At 60.6% G+C, this 16713-nt stretch carries 9 protein-coding genes and 1 pseudogene; 5 read left to right on the top strand and 5 right to left on the bottom strand.

All coding sequences use genetic code 11. The features are described from left to right. Positions 1–159 precede the first annotated feature (159 nt). A pseudogene (locus IVB42_RS28310) lies at positions 160–1190 on the bottom strand (IS110 family transposase). Positions 1191–1404: 214 nt separating this feature from the next. Between IVB42_RS28310 and IVB42_RS28315 the strand changes: the two are divergent. Continuing rightward, a complete protein-coding gene (locus tag IVB42_RS28315) occupies positions 1405–2430 on the top strand; it encodes an IS110 family transposase (RefSeq protein ID WP_247369490.1) in 1026 nt (341 codons plus the stop codon). Positions 2431–3099: 669 nt separating this feature from the next. Beyond that, positions 3100–4149 (top strand): cysteine synthase A, encoded by a 1050-nt coding sequence (cysK, locus tag IVB42_RS28320; RefSeq protein ID WP_247369492.1) that lies wholly within the window; start codon positions 3100–3102, stop codon positions 4147–4149. A gap of 497 nt (positions 4150–4646) precedes the next feature. Here the strand turns inward: cysK and IVB42_RS28325 are convergent, their stop codons facing one another. Continuing rightward, a complete protein-coding gene (locus tag IVB42_RS28325) occupies positions 4647–6023 on the bottom strand; it encodes an FAD-binding oxidoreductase (protein WP_247369494.1) in 1377 nt (458 codons plus the stop codon). Positions 6024–6130: 107 nt separating this feature from the next. Here IVB42_RS28325 and IVB42_RS28330 point away from each other — a divergent pair, with 107 nt between their 5' ends. Beyond that, a complete protein-coding gene (locus IVB42_RS28330; protein WP_247369498.1) occupies positions 6131–7039 on the top strand; it encodes a LysR substrate-binding domain-containing protein in 909 nt (302 codons plus the stop codon). Between the two features lie 360 nt (positions 7040–7399). Here IVB42_RS28330 and IVB42_RS28335 read toward each other — a convergent pair whose 3' ends face one another. Continuing rightward, complete coding sequence (locus IVB42_RS28335) at positions 7400–10732, bottom strand: adenylate/guanylate cyclase domain-containing protein (protein WP_247369500.1); 3333 nt, start codon at positions 10730–10732, stop codon at positions 7400–7402. 731 nt (positions 10733–11463) lie between these two features. Here IVB42_RS28335 and IVB42_RS28340 point away from each other — a divergent pair. Both IVB42_RS28340 and IVB42_RS28345 read left to right on the top strand, forming a co-directional pair. Further along, a complete protein-coding gene (locus IVB42_RS28340; protein WP_247369502.1) occupies positions 11464–12339 on the top strand; it encodes a site-specific integrase in 876 nt (291 codons plus the stop codon). Positions 12340–12352: 13 nt separating this feature from the next. Continuing rightward, complete coding sequence (locus IVB42_RS28345; protein WP_247369504.1) at positions 12353–13552, top strand: IS91 family transposase; 1200 nt, start codon at positions 12353–12355, stop codon at positions 13550–13552. Positions 13553–14317: 765 nt separating this feature from the next. On the opposite strand, the gene IVB42_RS28350 is transcribed toward IVB42_RS28345, so the two are convergent. After that, complete coding sequence (locus tag IVB42_RS28350) at positions 14318–15490, bottom strand: IS110 family transposase (protein WP_247369506.1); 1173 nt, start codon at positions 15488–15490, stop codon at positions 14318–14320. A 202-nt stretch (positions 15491–15692) separates the two neighbouring features. After that, positions 15693–16688: an SAM-dependent methyltransferase gene (locus IVB42_RS28355; RefSeq protein ID WP_247369585.1), complete on the bottom strand. Its 996-nt coding sequence runs from the start codon at positions 16686–16688 to the stop codon at positions 15693–15695. Positions 16689–16713: the final 25 nt, after the last annotated feature.

Here is a 16713-nt window from a genome sequence, read left to right on the forward strand (position 1 = left end):
CGTCGATCTCATCCTTCGGCCGCCGCCCCAGCAGTGCCCATATTGCCGAAAGAAAATCCTTGAAAAACAGCGGCGAAAACACATTCTGCCAAAGTAGTGCTAGTGCTGTTCGCCCTTCCAACCGTTACGTTACAGCCGGATGACCGGCTGTGATCTCGTTCACGCCGTAAGGCCGGCGGGTTCCTTGTAGGGTTCGTTCCTGGCCATCATCGCCCATGCCATCCTGGCGAGCTTATTGGCGAGTGCGATGGCTGCGACCTTGGTGGGCGCCGTGCCAACAACGCAGTGAGCCAAGGCCGATGGCTTGTGCCATGGATCTTGGCATAGCGGATCACGGCGAGTGCGCCCGCTGTGAATAGGCTGCGTAAATAGCGATCGCCTTGCTTGCTGATACGGCCAAGCTTGTCCTTGCCCCCACTCGAGTTCTGCTTCGGCACGAGCCCGACCCAAGCCGAGAAGTCCCGCCCCGATCGGAAGGTCTTGGCATCGGCAACGCTTGCGACTAGCGCCGTTGCCAGTGCTGGACCGACGCCAGGGATCGCATCCAGTCGCTTGCTCGTCGCGTTTGATCGATGCCAGGCCATAATGCCCTTATCGAACTCCAGGATCTGAGCCTTCAGTCCCCGCAACTGACCGCCGAGAGCCGCAAGACACGCGCGGGCCACCTCCGGGACCCGGCGGTCGGCTGGATCGGCGACGACTTCCAACAGCTGTTCCACACCCCTGCGCCCGACGGGGGCAACAATCCCGAACTCAGCCAGATATGCGCGGATCGAGTTGATGAGGGCAGTCTGCTGGCGAATGAAGAGATGGCGCACGCGATGAAGCATCAGACAGCTCTGTTGCTCGATCGTCTTGGTCGGCACGAACCGCATGTTGGGCCTTGTGACCGCCTCGCAGATAGCCTCCGCGTCGGTGCTGTCGTTCTTCTGCCGCTTGACGTAGGGCTTCACATAGGCCGGTGGCATCAGTCGCACCGTATGCCCCAACGCCTGCAGCTCGCGGGACCAATGGTGCGATGAAGCGCAAGCCTCAATCCCGACTAGGCACGGCGGCAACTTCTCAAAGAAGGACAGCACGAAACGGCGCTTGAGCTGACGGCGTATGATCACCTGGCCGGCTGTATCAACCCCATGCACTTGAAAGACCGACTTCGCGATATCCAGACCAATCGTTGAAATTGACTGCATAGGCTGCTCCTCCGAATCGTGGGAGCCTTAAACGGCGCCCATTGTTTGGCACTCTCGTGCCCGTGGAGGAGCCGTCCACATGGGGTAATCGCGGGAGCGAGTCGCCCCTCAAGCCGGGTCAACCGACAATGGAAGCTGGTGGCTGTTCCCCGATAGGATGGAAATACGGGCTCACGACCGGACGCCGGGCCCAAGCATCGAATGGAGAACAGCCATGGAAGAATATATCGGTCTCGACGTGTCGATGAAAGAGACGTCAGTCTCGATCCGCCGAGCAGGTGAACGGATCTGGCGCGGCAAGTGCGCATCTGATCCCAGAATCATAGCCGAGCTCATCCGCAAGCGGGCGCCATCCGTGAAACGCGTCGTATTCGAGACCGGACCGCTGTCGGTGTGGTTCTATCATTCTCTGCGCGCCGAAGGCTTGCCGGCGATCTGCATCGATGCGCGCCATGCTAAAGCGGCGCTCGATATGGCGGCGAATAAGACGGACGCAAACGACGCCGATGGCCTGGCGCAACTCGCGGAAGTCGGCTTCTTTCGTGAGGTGCGTGTGAAGGGATTCGACAGCATGCTGACCCGCACGCTTGCCGCAGCGCGGACGCGGCTGGTCCGAATCACTACCGAGCTTTCCAACCAGATCCGCGGCGTCATGAAAACCTTCGGTCTGGTCGTTTCTGCCGGAAAGGGAAGTACCTTCGAGAAGAACGTCCGGAGCCTTCTTGCCGATCAGGACGGACTTGCATCGATCGTGCTTCCGATGCTGGAAGCCTGGCGTGGCATTCGCATCCGCGCCGCCGAACTCGGACGCCAGTTGGTCCAGGACGCGCGCCAGAGTGAGGCTTGCCGCATCCTTATGTCCATTCCCGGCATCGGTGCGATCACCGCAACCGCCTTCACAACAGCCATTGAGAGGCCGGACAACTTCAGGAAATCCCGATCTGTTGGCGCCTGGATCGGCCTGACAACGCGCCGCTACCAATCCGGAGAAGTCGATTATGACGGCCATATATCCCGACGGGGCGACCACCATTTGCGAGGGCTTCTGTACGAAGCGGCTGCGGTCATTCTGACGCGCAGCTCAACCGACAGCACTCTGCGCACGTGGGGTCTGAAGCTCCGGGAGAGGATTGGCTTCAAAAGAGCTGCCGTGGCCGTGGCGCGCAAACTGGCGGTTATAATGCATACGATGCTTAAGACTGGCGAACTCTTCAATCCGAATGCCGGAGCCACCGCATAAGCCCGATCGCGTTCAGAACCCGAACGCCCAAGGTGTCCCTGCCGAGACGTGAGCCGAGCCATTCCGCTGATGCTGTTGCACTGCTGACTCAGCAAAGTGCGTCGTCCACATTGAAGGCTCGTCCTGCGAAGCTCCCTCATGCGGCGGCTAATGCCGACCGCGAAGACAACCATGCACCCGGCAGTGTCCCCTGAACGAAATTATATGCTTGACGCCTCAGCAGCGATTAGACAACAACAGCATCAAAAGCGGCCAATCGGCTATCCGTCGTGGCGCCCATTTTTGTTTGAAAAAACTTGGTTCGCCTCTTCAAAGCGGCGGACGGCGCGCTCAAGATCGAACCGTCCTTCAGGAGGGTTTCCGGATCCCACTCGCTTCTATGCGTGGGGTCGAGAATCGCCCCCATACACATGAATCGCGCCCGTCAGGCGGGAATGCCAATGTGTGCCGCCTTGGTATTGCATTTCGCCAAAGGCGCCTGAGTCGTCTCGTGACGAGCCGTTTCAGGTCATTTCCGCCGACTCAATCGATGCCGGCCCGGCCTGATGTCCGCGAAAGAAGCCGTATCCAAGCTCTGCCCGATTGCCGGAAAATTCAGTTCGGGTATGCTTTGCCGGTTAACCCGCGCCAGTTTGCTTTTCCCAGAATGAGTACGACACAGGAGGTAGCATGGGCCACAGATATCAAACCATCCTTGAGACGGTCGGCCATACACCCGTCGTGCGGATCAATCGTCTCGCTCCCACGGGAGTCAATTTGTTCGTGAAGGTTGAGGCCTTCAATCCGCTCGGCTCGGTCAAGGATCGGCTGGCTCTGGGCGTGATCGAAGCCGCAGAGAAATCCGGGGAGCTGAAACCTGGTCAAACCGTCATCGAGGCGACCAGCGGCAACACGGGAATCGGACTTGCGATGGTTTGCGCCGCCAAGGGGTACCCGCTGGTGGTCACAATGGCCGAGCCTTTCAGCATCGAGCGCCGCAAGCTCATGCGATTTCTGGGTGCGAAGGTCGTCGTGACGCCTGCGGCCGATCGGGCCGTTGGAATGATCAACAAAACGATCGAGCTTGCCAAAACGCACGGCTGGTTCATGACGCGGCAATTCGAGAACGAAGCCAATCCCGACTTCCACTCCAAAACCACGGCGCTCGAGATTCTGGACGATTTCGCAGGAGAACGACTGGACTATTGGGTCACCGGTTACGGAACCGGCGGCACACTGAAGGGTGTTGCACGGGTGCTCGCTAAGGAGCGCCCCGAAACCAAGATCATCGTCTGCGAGCCCGAAGAAGCGCAGCTCTTGGGCAGCGGTATCGAGCAGCAGCGGAACCCGGATGGCACGCCGGCGGCGCCACATCCGGATTTCAAGCCGCATCCAATGCAGGGCTGGACACCTGATTTCATTCCGAAGCTGACCGGGGACGCCGTTATGATGAAGGTCATCAATCAGATTCTGCCGATTCCCGGCCCCGATGCTATTCGATGCAGCAAGGAGCTTGCGACCAAGGAAGGCATCTTTGTCGGCATCACCTCGGGCGCAACCATGGCGGGTGCGCTGAAGGTCGCAGCCCAAGCAGAGAAGGGCGCAAATATTCTTTGCATGCTGCCTGACACCGGTGAACGTTATCTTAGCACGCCACTCTTCGCGGATGTCTCTGCCGACATGAATGAGGAAGAGCTCAAGATATCGCGCTCCACGCCGACTGCTCAGTTCAAGCCATAGTTGTTCGGGACGCAATCCTGCACTGAATCAGCTGAAAGTGGACATCACCGCATCACTTGGTTGGATCAAAAGCCGCCGTAGTACGGTGTGTGCGACATGTCCGGTGTACTGCTGATCGCGACTGAATGGCGGAGATCGTAGGACGTCTTAAATGGGCCAAACGCAGACGTTTCGTGCTTTTCTCGCACAGATTGCTAACATGACACGGCGCTAGACCTTCGGTATCGTCCCTTAGCGAGAAAGCTCGAAATTTCGGAGGGTGAGAGGATGCCATCTTTCCGAAACCCCGCCGTTCAGTGAGTTCATTGATGCTGGCGACCACGATCTCGTCGGCTCGCTTTAAGTCGTCCATGCGAGCGGGTCGGCACACGACAGCCATTTTCGAGTCCTCCTTCGGGATCAGCACGCCAGACCAACTATAGAACCGGGCCGCAGCGTAGCGGCCTTCCACTGACATCCTGAACCAAGATGAGAGGGACGAAATGCCCTCACCTGGATCAGGCCAGCGGCCGGATGTTCTGATTCATGCGGAAGAAATTGTTCGGATCATACTTAGCCTTGATCTGCTGCAGACGCCGGTAGTTCGGTCCATATGCGGCAGCGACGGGATCGCCCACCTCGTCATCGTCGAGATAGTTGACATACCGACCGGAGGAGAAGAAGGGTCGCATGCCTTCGTAGGTTTCGCGTGCCCAGGAGATGCATTGCCTCGTATCGTCCGGCTGCATCCATTGCGCGAGTACCAGGAAGTTGTAGCCTTCTTGCCGATGCGGAAACGCCGTATCCCTTGCATCGACACGGGCCGCCGCGCCGTGGATGTGTTCGAGAAGCAGCTGCCCCATGGGCGTCGGGCAGCGCGCGAAACATTCGATCATGGTCGCAATCGCACCATCACTCAGCTCACTGAGGAAATTGGACTTCCAATAGTTGAGGGCGCCTCTGGGGTAGTTGGCATCGAGCATGCTGTTGAGCTGGCAATAGGGCATCGGCCCGATTGCGTCCACGATCGGAGCCCCGAATTGTTTCAGCGGCTGCACGGCTCGTTCGGCTTCCGCTGCCGGACCGCAATGGCTGGTGACCAAGGCAGCTACCTCTGCGCCGGACCCGTCGGGCGCATGCGTCAGGGTTGCGAACAGCGTGTGCTCGTCCGGTAGCGATCGCGTGCTGGCCCGGAAGAATTCGAGCACGTCACGGGAGCGATCGATAGAGTAGACGATGGGGCCGCCGGTAATGATTGGCCCCACTGCATGAAGGTCGTATTCGAGACTGGTGGCAATCCCGAAGTTTCCGCCGCCCCCGCGGATGGCCCAGAACAGATCGGGTTCCTCTTGCTTGCTGACCTGCAAGACCTTGCCATCGGCGGTGACGAGTTCGACAGCGCGCAAATTATCCAATGCCAGGCCGTACTTGCCCATCAGCCAGCCGAGTCCTCCGCCGAGGGTCAATCCGGCGATACCCGTGGTCGAGACCACACCTCCGGTGACCGCGAGGCCGTGAAGTTGCGTCTCGCGATTGACATCGCCCCAAGTCGCCCCGCCCTGCGCGCGTACGGTTTTGCCGACAGCATCGACATGGACGCCCCTCATTGGGGACAGGTCGATCATTATCCCGCCGTCGATGGTCGCGCGTCCCGCGACGTTATGGCCGCCGCCACGAACCGCGACCTCGAGGCCGAGCTTGATCACAAGAGCGACGGCGTCCACGACGTCGGCCACACTGCGGCATCTGGCAATCAACGCTGGCCGTTTGTCGACCAACCCGTTGTGGACCTTTCTCGCCTCCTCGTAGCCCTCGTCCGTTGGCTTGAGCAGTTGTCCTCCGAAGGAGGCGCTAAGGTCGGCGGCGGCGCTCGCGACAGATGTGATGGACGACATGACACGGTCTCCTCAATTCAACCGGCTATATCTTCAATCGGCGGCCCTCTCGGAGCAAACCCGAAGAATTCAGGTGAAGATGAATTGGTTTCATCTAGACTAGCCGCATGCACAAGCTGCCGCCCCTGATCGAGCTCCGCGCTTTTGAAGCTGCCGCCCGCCATCTGAGCTTCAAGAAGGCCGCGGCAGAACTCGGCGTGACGCCAACCGCGATCAGCCATCAAATCGTGCTGCTTGAGCAGTATTGTGGCCGCGCTCTGTTTCGCCGCAGACCGCGACCTCTTTCGCTCACCGATGCCGGAGCGCGGCTGTTTCCCGCCATTCGCGGCGGCCTTGAGGTGTTTGCCGCCGCAATCGCGGCCGTCAGGCGGGATACCGACCAACAGCCTCTTCGGGTGACGACAACGAATGCTTTCGCCAGCCGCTGGCTCGTGCCCCGCCTGCCCGCGTGGCGGAAGTTGCATCCCGATGTGCCGCTGGAAGTCATCGGCACGGACACCGTGCTCGATCTGCACGCCGGCGATGGCGATGTCGCCATTCGTTATGCGACTAGCCGAGTACTGCCGACGGACGGGATCGTCAATGATCTCTTCAGCGATACATTCTGGCCCGTCTGCAATCCGCGTTTGCTTTCAACGGGACGCCTGAAGAGACCAGTCGACCTCGCAAACCACGTTCTGATTCACTCCTATTGGTCGCCGGCCGATCGTGAGCCGCCCACATGGCAGAGATGGTTTGCCGTGGCCCAGCGCAGGTGGCGCGAAGTGCCCCAATTCAAGGATATGCAGCACTTGAGTTTCCGGGAGGAACTGCACGCCATCGAGGCGGTGATCGCGGGGCAGGGAGTCGGGATTTTCAGTGATGTGCTCGTCGCACACGAACTCGCCGCCGGTACGCTCGTGAAAGCGTTCAAGTTGAGCTTGTCTGGCTATAGTTTCCATGTGGTCAGTAGGCCAAGCCATCCGCGCGCGAAGACCATCCGAACCTTCTCAGAGTGGTTGCAGTCAAATGCTTAATCCGCTTCTTCTGCGCCTTCGAAATGTTTGCTCGGCGTCAGAATGCGAAGAACTCAGCGTGGGCAAATCTCGTCCGCTGTGCCCGGCTAAGCGGACCTCGATAAGGCGTGCGCCGACTTCGCTTCCGGGTTCATAAGCAGTCATTGCGAGTTTGGATCGGTGTTTGAATGCACCGACCCGCACTGAATGAAACGGTGCGAGCGAGAGCAAGTGCGGTGCGCGAGAGCCCGGTTGTACGTTGGACCCGGGGTAGCCTGGATGACCCACATTGGCACGGAGTCGTGGCGGCGCCAGCGTGGACCGGCGATGCGCAGATGCGGAGGAACAAATGTGAGCCGGCGAGGAGCTGAACAAACTGCATCACTTCAACCGATCGAGGAGCGCCTTTGCGTCTTTCAGGTCCGAAGTACCTAACCCCTCGGTGAACCAATTGTAAATTGGCGCGAGAATATCGCGTGCCTTCCGTTCATGGTGTTCGGCTATTACCCGGGCTAACGCTGTGGCGGAACGGAGCTCAAAAAGTCTAGCTTCCTGCTGGCGGGCCATTTCTATGGCCTTGGCCAGGCATCCTTCTACCATGTCAGTAGGTGCGCCCTCGCACTGAAGCAACAAAGCGTCCAGCCGATCCATTTCCGCCGCGAGATAGTTTTCGCCAAAACTCGCGCAATGCGCTCGCGCGGCTGACAAATAGGACCGCGCCGCCACGGCGTGACCTTGCACGAGAAAACTCTCCGCCAAGCAGATCTCGGCGTGGGTAGTGTGCAGGACGGCTCCGGTTTCGTACCATCGCCTCACGCCCTGTCGCAGGAGATTCAGGCCGCCCTCGAAATCGCCGAGCTGATGAATTGCCCAGCCTTTGCATCGCTCACCGAGAGCCAGCCATTGGGGCATGCGGTGCTCGCGCGCCGTCTCAATGGCTTCCGATGCGAAGCGGGCCGTTGCCGCAGGCTCGTGCTGTGACTGAGAAACGTGCGCGGCAACGCCGAGCGCCCAGGCAAGGCTGTGCGCGTTATTTTGCTGGCGCGCATGCGCTACGGCCGCCTCAATCAGCCTCATCCCGGATTCGGGGAAACCCATCAAGATTTTTACCTGCCCGCCATAGGCTCGGCAAACCATACTTGGATGCTCGCCATAAATCGCGAATTCGCCCTCCGGAATTGTGTCGGCGATAGTCGCTCCCTGAGCAAGCATTTCGGCGGCCTCTCGGAATTCGCCTGCAATAAGTAGCGAGTAGCCTGATGCCCGATGCGCCACGGCGAGTTTTGCCGGATTCCCGTCTTCTTCTGCCAAGCCGACCAAGTCTCTTGCCAAAGCCGCCGTCCTCGGAAGCGGCTGGCGCATCAGGCTGGAATTCCATGCGATCCGTTGCGCCGCGAAGCGACTCTGCGACTCGTCGAGTTTGTCCGAAAGTTCCTTGGCCCGAACAGCACACTCCTCCAAACGTATCGACCCAAAGCCGTGGACCGCGATCAGGGATACCGCGAGAGCAAGCATCAGACCCAGCTCACGCTCATCGCGCTGATGGCTCGGCGGCAGCTTTCCCACTAAATCGAGCGCGCATCCGAAATGACCGACCGCCTCGTGATGAGCAGATCGGTCTGCGCTGCGCGCTCCGGCGCGTCTCCAAAACTCGATCGCGAGATCGACCAGGCCTGCCTGCGAGTAGTGATGAGCTAAAGTCTCTGGCTGCGCCCCAATCGTCTCCTGGAATTCTTGTTCGAGCACCTTGGCGATACGGGCATGCAACTCCTGGCGTTGACTCCGTAGAAGAGTGCCATAAGCCGTGTCCTGCACCAGGGCATGCTTGAACAGGTAGGTCGCACGCGGCGGCGCGCCCTGCCGGAACAGCAAGCCAGCCGCAATGAGACGGTCCAACGCCGATCCCAGCTCTGGTTCGCGCTGGCGCACCACCGAAGCCAGCAGGGCGTAGGAGAACTGGCGCCCGATCGCCGCCCCGACCTGCGCCACTTCCTTGGCCGCGCCGAGCCGGTCGAGCCGCGCCATAAGCGACGCGTGCAGGCTTGCGGGGACCGCCAGCGCCGGGGGCGGAACCGCGCTGGCTGTCCGCCGCGCTTCGCCCTCGCCCTCCGACTCGATCACAGCCTTGGTCATTTCCTCCACGAAAAGGGGAATGCCGTCGGTGCGCTCGATGATATCCTGCCGGATGCTTGCCGGCAGACCCTTGTTGCCGACAAGATGCTCGATTATGGCATCGATGTCGCGCTGACCTAGCCGATTGATGGTGAGGGCGGTCACGTAAGACCGGCCGATCCAGGGTGGATTGAATTCCGGCCGAAACGTCACGCTCAGCAACACGCGCAAAGTCGGAATCTGGTCCACCACCCGACCAAGCACTTCCAGACTCGTCGGGTCGATCCAGTGCACATCCTCGAAGATCATTAGCACCGGATTCGCTCGCACTAGCGTCTCTAGTTGGGCGGCGAGTGCTTCCAGCGTTCGTTGCCGGCGTTGCTGCGGTGTCAGCTCGATCACCGGATAGCGGTCATCGTTCGCGAGCGACAGCATCTCGGCAAAGAGTGCCGCGTCCTGGGCTGACGTCGAAGTCTGCGCGAGCAGTGCGTCGAGTTTGTCGAGCTTCGCTTGCGGGGAGTCGTCGTACGCGAGTCCGGCGGCACGTTCCATCTGGTGGATGAAGGGATAGAGCGCGCTGTCGGTATGCTGTGGAGAACAGAAATAGCGCAGGCGCGTGTGCGGCTCGCCGGCAAGGCGGTCCAAAAGCGCAGCCGTGAGCCGCGATTTGCCAATGCCGGGCTCGCCCGAAAGCAACACGACTTGGCCTTCGCCGGCTTTTGTCTTCGACCAGCGCCGTAGCAGCAGTTCGAGTTCTTCTTCCCGCCCGATAAGTTCCGTCAGCCCGGTCGCGTGAAAAGCCTCGAAGCGGCTTTCGACTGAAGCCGGTCGCAGTGCCGCCCAGGCATTGGCAGGCACCGGTATGCCCTTCAGATCCTTTACTCCGAGGTCCTCAAGCTCGAATAGATTGCCGAGCAGCTTGCGGGTATTTTCCGCAATAACGACCGTGTTCGGTTCTGCAATGCCCTGCAAGCGTGCCGCATGGTTCGGCGTCTCGCCAACGATTGCCTGCTCCTGAGCAGAGCCCGACCCGATCAGGTCGCCGACCACTACTAGCCCGGTGGCAATGCCGACCCGCGTCTGCAGTACCGCCCGGGTCTTTTGATTACTTACGGCACTCACCAACTCCAGCCCCGCGCGTACCGCTCGCTCTGCGTCATCTTCGTGAGCCTGCGGGTAGCCGAAGTAGATCAGCACGCCGTCCCCCATGTACTTCGCCACGAACCCGCCGAAGCGGCTCACAGTTTCGGCGACGCAGTCCTGATACGCCGAAATCACCTCGCGCAGGTCCTCCGCGTCCATGCGGGCGGAGAGCGCCGTCGAACCCACAAGGTCCGAGAACATCACTGTGACTTGGCGGAACTCGGCGGTATCGTTCGGCTGAAGAGTTGCAGCAGTAGGCTTGGGTGTTCCGTTGTCGACGCCATCCAGTTCGGCTACCGCACGTAGCATCTTGCGGCGATGGCCGAGCAAGACCCCGAGATCCTTAAGATCCTGATCCGTCAAATCGCGGAGCACGCTGAGGTCGACACCGTTTTCGGCAAAGCGTTCGGCGTACTCGGACATGCCGAGCTTTTTAAGCCAGTCCGCAACTTGCTGCATGGCGGCCTCGCGCGGATTGTTTGCCCCGACCCGGCTTCGGGACCGGGGCGACAGTTGGCGTGTCAATCTCGCAAATACGCGCGGCCAGTTTACCGCCCAGAATGGCCGGCATTCAATCTACCAATGGAGCCATCAGGGGCCGAAATGACAAATCGGGTCGAACAGAGAAGAGCTCGGTGCGAGCACCACGTTGTCGGCTTTGCCGATGAACGCGGACATTTTACCTAGCCGGCGGCATGTCTCAGAAGAGGCCAGAAGGCGACGCTCGACCCATAAAATGCGCCACAGAGTAGTTCCGACCTACCCCAAAAAATCACCCTAAATTGATGACGCTGTTCCGTTGTATGCTGCTCTGCACACTCGGGAACGCCGCTTGTTAACAATCATTGATTCTCTGTTTTGTCAGTGAGCTTCGAACACGATCGCCTTATAGCCGATCGTCATTGAAGGCGTGAGGCTTCAGGATGTCGGCGAACGCCCACAGTCTTTCTTCGTCGAATGTCTCTTTGGGTCATTCGCGTCGGTTTGGCGCTCGGATGCAAACTTCCGGTCTACCCCTGTGAGCCGAAATAAAGCTGCAGCACGCCAACGGAAGCGATGGGCCAAAGGACTAAACCGCTCGCGCGGTAGGGCACTGCGGCGGGCGTCGGGGCCAATGGGATAGCGCAACGGGGCGTCCTGTCTTGAGATCGAGGGGTTTCGACAACCTCACTCAAGACAGGAGCATCCCCATGACCGACCAGGCCATGAGCCCGTTACGCCGGCGCATGATCGAAGACATGACGATCCGCAAGTTAGCGCCAAAGACCCAACAAGGCTACATCCGCACCATCAGGGATTTTGCTGCGTTCCTCGGCCGGTCGCCCGACACGGCGAGCTTTGAGGACGTCCGGCGCTTTCAGCTGCATCTGGCGGCGAACGGCGTGCACATCCCGATACTCAACCACACCGTGGCTGCATTGCGGTTCTTCTTCAGGGTCACACTGAGGCGTTCCGACATCATCGAGCACACGACGTTCCTCCACGAGCCCCGCAAGCTGCCGGTCGTGCTCAGCGCGGAGGAAGTGGCGCGGCTGCTCGATGCCGCGCCGGGCCTCAAGTACAAGGCGGCTCTGAGCGTGGCTTATGGCGCGGGTCTGCGCGCCGCCGAGGTGATCTCACTCAAGATTGGCGACATCGACAGCAAGCGCATGGTCATCCGCGTCGAACAAGGCAAAGGACGTAAAGACCGCTACGTGATGCTGTCTCCACATCTGCTTGAACTGCTGCGTGCCTGGTGGAAGGCTGCGCGACCGCAGGGCTGGCTGTTCCCGGGGCGCGACCGCGTGCAGCCGATGACGACGCGCCAGCTCAATCGCGCCTGTCATGCCGCAGCCCAAACAGCCGAGATCGACAAGCGCGTCTCGCTGCACACCTTGCGGCACAGCTTCGCCACCCATCTGCTTGAGCAGAACATCGACATCAGGGTGATCCAGGTGCTGCTCGGTCACGCCAAGCTCGATAGCACGGCACTCTATACCCGCGTCGCCACCAAGACGATCCAACAAGTCATAAGCCCGCTGGAGCATATCGCCCGCAAGGTCGAGAGGGCTGAGCCGCCCGCCTGACGCGAGGCTCCTCGTGTCGCGTCCATCGCTGGAGGTCGCGGACATCTTCCGCGGCCACGGCCCGGCATGGCGCCGGGCCAATGCCGGCCATGTCAGCCTCAGCCAGTTGAAGGTGATGTCGGCGATCGAGAACTGCCGCACGGCAGCTCTCGGCGGCCATGTCGCGCGCTGCGAGGACTGCGCCCATAGCCAGATCTCGTACAACTCCTGCCGCAACCGGCATTGCCCGAAGTGCCAAGGTGCCGCGGCAAAGAACTGGCTGGCCGCGCGCGAAGCCGATCTGTTGCCGGTGCCGTACTATCACGTGGTGTTCACGCTGCCGGCGGCCATCGCCGATATCGCCTACCAGAACAAGGCTGTGGTCTATGGCCTGCTGTTCAAGGCTTCGGCCGAGACGATGCTGACGATCGCCGCCGATCCGAAGCATCTGGGCGCCCGGATCGGCATCACCTCGGTTCTCCATACCTGGGGCTCGGCCATGACCCATCACCCGCACGTCCACATGATCGTGCCGGGCGGCGGCATCTCGCTCGACGGCGAGCGTTGGGTGGCGTGCCGGCCCGGCTTCTTCCTGCCAGTGCGCGTGCTCTCGCGCCTGTTCCGGCGGCTGTTCCTGGAGAAGCTGATCGTGGCCCACAAAGCCAGCCATCTGAAGTTCTTTGGTGATCATGCCGTTCTCGCCGACCCGCAGGCGTTCGCGGCGTATCTGGCGCCGCTACGACGATCCGAATGGGTCGTCTATGCCAAGCGCCCGTTCGGCGGACCACAGGCCGTGCTGGCCTATCTGTCGCGCTATACCCACCGCGTCGCCATCGCCAACAGCAGGCTGATTGCGGTCGACGGGCACAGCGTCACCTTTCGATGGAAGGATTATCGCGCCGAAGGTCGCGACCGCCGGAAGGTCATGACACTGGCCACCGCCGAGTTCATCCGCAGATTCCTGATCCACGTGCTGCCGCAAGGCTTCCACCGCATCCGCCACTATGGGCTACTCGCCAGTGGCACGCGCGCCGACAATATCGCACGCGCGCGTGAGCTGCTCGCCGTTGCAATCCCTGACGGCCAGCCCACCGCTGCCGCCGCCGGTCAAACCAAGCCGAGTTGTCCATGCTGCGGCGGTCGCATGGTCCTCATTGAGGTCTTCGAGCGCGGTGCCACGCCGCGGTATCGGCCGACAGCTCCAACGATCGTGATCAGGGTCGACACCTCATGACCGCGTCTCTATCCGGCAAATCTGCTTGTCGTACTCGCCGGCTCTCCACCGGCCACGGAAAAGCGCGCCAAGACATAAAGCTGCCGCCCCAAATCGTTCGGCAGTTCACGACGTTCCACCCGACTCGCCGCTCATTCATGAGCCGCTTTACCGCAGGCGAACTTGCTGAACCGGCTCAGCTCCAATCACACACCTCAGCCGCGGCACTCAAATCCCCATAGCCCACGCCGCGCCACCTACGTGCCCACTCCCGCGGTTTCCTTGTACGGGCTTTTGTCAAGGAGGCGGCATTTCAAGAGGCGATAGGTCGGCGCATCTTTTTTCCTTCGTCAGTTTCTTTGTTCGATCTGAGAGCCGTTTCTTCGTCCCGACCCGCACTTCGCTTGCGCTGGCGCGCGCAGAAGCTGTCAAGGTTGGCCGTCGCGCGAATCTTACGACAGGCTCCACCGTTGCCAGGCCACACCTTGACAGCTTCGAGCACGACGGCACGGTTGGTGCGATCGGGATGACGATCGGAGGGGAGCCCGCTTGCGGGCGCGATCAATCGCGCCACAACCTTGTATCCGGTGGGTCCAAGGACCCGAACCATGATGCAGTCATACGCATCGGCAGCGAAGCTCCGAAGCGGCGGACCCATTCTCCCTTTCGGCATTGAAGCCAAGGAAACGCGTCGGGACCCCGCCACCTCGAACCGTCATCGGCGATACCGTCACCAGCGGACGGACAAGGCCGAAACTGTTGGGTCTTCTTCAGTGACCTCCGTGTTTATGATGCCGGCCGCAGAACGACGCCGTCCGGCACTACGCCCTCCCGCACGAGCCGCCACAGGGCGATCAGTAGCTTGCGCGCCAAGGCCACGATCATGGTCTTGCGCGCCCCGCGGGCGTTCTCGGTACGGCTTCGAAACCACTGCGCCAAGACGCTGTCCTTCTGGAACCTGAGAAATCGCCACGCCAATTCGATCATGCCCCGTCTCACTCGAGCATTGCCGGAACGGGTCAGCCCTTTCTCCCGGCGTTTTCTGCCGCTCTCGTCGGGCGAGCCGGTGAGGCCGGAATAACGCGCTACAGCCCGTCGGTCGCGCATGCTTCGCGACAGTACCTCCTGCACCAGCATGTCGGCGGTCTCGACACCAACCCCGATCACCCGCGCCAACAGCCGCACCATTGCGTGTGGTCCATCACTGGGCGCTTGCGTGAGACGCTCCAGGCGAGCGTCCTCGATCTGCCGTATCTGATCGCCGACGAGCCGCCGGCGCGCCATGTCGCGACGCAGCTCAGCCAGGGTGTTGGGCGGGATCGGCTCGCCCTCGGGGGAGCGCAAGCCGTCAAGGCGTTCGGAAGCTTTCTTCAGCTTGGGATTGAAGCCGCGGATGCCGAGCCGGATCAACGCCGCTTTCATTCGGTTGACGATCCGACTTTGTTCTCCGATGAGGCTCTCGCGCTCACGGTTGGGGCGCTTGGCATCTTCGTCCTTGATTGTCGGGATCGCGACCATCTTGCAGTGATCACGCTCGCCACGCAACCAGCCGAGAAAGCTGCGTTTGAGCAGTTCGGTGTCGAGACGATCGGTCTTGGCGCGCCGGTGCTCGCGCGATACCGCTACGCTCGATGCGTGAATGACATGCGCCTCGATGCCGCGCGCCCTGAGCCATCGGGCCAGCCAGAAACCGTCACGGCCGGCCTCGAAAGCGACCGCGATGCGTTCGATTCCGTATCCTTTCTTCTGCGCCTCTTCTCGCCAGCGATTGAGCAGTTTCAGCAAGGCGTTCTCGTCGACCTCAAGCTTCTTCGACGGCTGGCGTTCGACGCCAGGCACAATCCCCGCAACGAGCCAGCTCGACAGGCTCATCTCGATCACGGCGATCAGCGTACCGTTCGGTTTGAGGGACGTGAGGGATCGGCTCAGGTCGTTCAACTTCTGCATGGGGTGCTCCATCGGTTCACATCAGCGCCGATGAATGCCATATCCTTACCTTCCTCACCGCCGCCGTCTGCTGCATAGCATCTCCCTTGGAGGTTTGCGGACGCCGGCCCCGTGCGCGCGGCGACACCCTCATGGGGCCGGCATCCGAAAACCTTCACAGAACCGGAAGTCGAAATTCGCCCGAACGGTGTTCCAGCTTGGCTTTGGCAATGGACTATCGATGCGCCCGCACAATGTGAGGACCAGGTCCGAACACGATATCTCGCCTCAGGACGCCGTAGTACCGCTCGGCTATTTCGGGAAGTCCTAGATCTTCTATCACATTAAAGCGCTCGCCTTGCAGCAGTTGCAGCAGTTCGATCGGATCAAAAAAGCTGAGCCAGGGTTCGCCCCGCGACGCTGCCCTTGCGGCAGTTGCCATGACGCTGGCGCGGCGCTCAGCAGGATAATTCTGGAATGGTTCGACGTAGTCGAAAGCCACGGCTGCCTGCGGCACCTCGGAAATAAACTTCAATGTGGAGGAGACCGCATCTTTAGTCAGATAAGGCACTACGCCAAGCCATTGAAAAAACGCCTGCTCGTTCAGTTTGAACCCCGCTTTTACTAACCCCTCCGCGAGGCTTTCTCGTTCAAAATCTACCGGTGCGAAAGCAAGCGACGGCGGCTCCGCGAGACCTGCGGTCCTTATCTGATCGCGTTTCCACATTTGTGTCGAAGGGTAGTCGACCTCGAAAGTGCGAACGCCGAGATGAGCATAGGGATTTCGCAGCGAGAAGGTATCGAGGCCTGCCCCCAGCACTACGACCTGTCGTACGCCGCATGCGATGCAATCGCCCATCGTGTCCTCGGAAAACCGGCTGCGCGCTGCGATAAATAAACGCCAGGGCCGTAGCGAGTCGTTTGCAGCGATCTCGTCTAAGGCAGCGGCTGTCTCTTGGTCTATTATCCTCGACGCTAATGGATCTTTGAAGATCGCTCCGCCTTCTAGCTTTTGATGAATGGCACGATAAGCAGCCGCACCCCGAGCGGTCTGACTAGCTTGTCCATCGCGCATAATGATCTGTCCCGAAAAGGGTGCACGGCTCATGGCATCGTTGCTGCTCAAATTCAGCACCCTCGATAAGGGACTCTTGATGTCCACCTCGTCAAGAGCGCCGCCCGCAGGGCCTTCATCATTTGTCAACGGAGACAAGCCACCGCCGTGGATCACCAACCGAGGTGCATCTTTCCACGCT

It is taken from the genome of Bradyrhizobium sp. 45, assembly GCF_023073155.1.
Taxonomy (GTDB): Bacteria; Pseudomonadota; Alphaproteobacteria; order Rhizobiales; family Xanthobacteraceae; genus Bradyrhizobium; species Bradyrhizobium canariense_D.

Excerpts from the sequence above, each read along its gene's own strand:
- IVB42_RS28315 (WP_247369490.1), top strand. The coding sequence starts at position 1,405 with ATGGAAGAATATATCGGTCTCGACGTGTCGATGAAAGAGACGTCAGTC.
- cysK (WP_247369492.1), top strand. The coding sequence starts at position 3,100 with ATGGGCCACAGATATCAAACCATCCTTGAGACGGTCGGCCATACACCC.
- IVB42_RS28325 (WP_247369494.1), bottom strand. The coding sequence starts at position 6,023 with ATGTCGTCCATCACATCTGTCGCGAGCGCCGCCGCCGACCTTAGCGCC.
- IVB42_RS28330 (WP_247369498.1), top strand. The coding sequence starts at position 6,131 with ATGCACAAGCTGCCGCCCCTGATCGAGCTCCGCGCTTTTGAAGCTGCC.
- IVB42_RS28335 (WP_247369500.1), bottom strand. The coding sequence starts at position 10,732 with ATGCAGCAAGTTGCGGACTGGCTTAAAAAGCTCGGCATGTCCGAGTAC.
- IVB42_RS28340 (WP_247369502.1), top strand. The coding sequence starts at position 11,464 with ATGACCGACCAGGCCATGAGCCCGTTACGCCGGCGCATGATCGAAGAC.
- IVB42_RS28350 (WP_247369506.1), bottom strand. The coding sequence starts at position 15,490 with ATGGAGCACCCCATGCAGAAGTTGAACGACCTGAGCCGATCCCTCACG.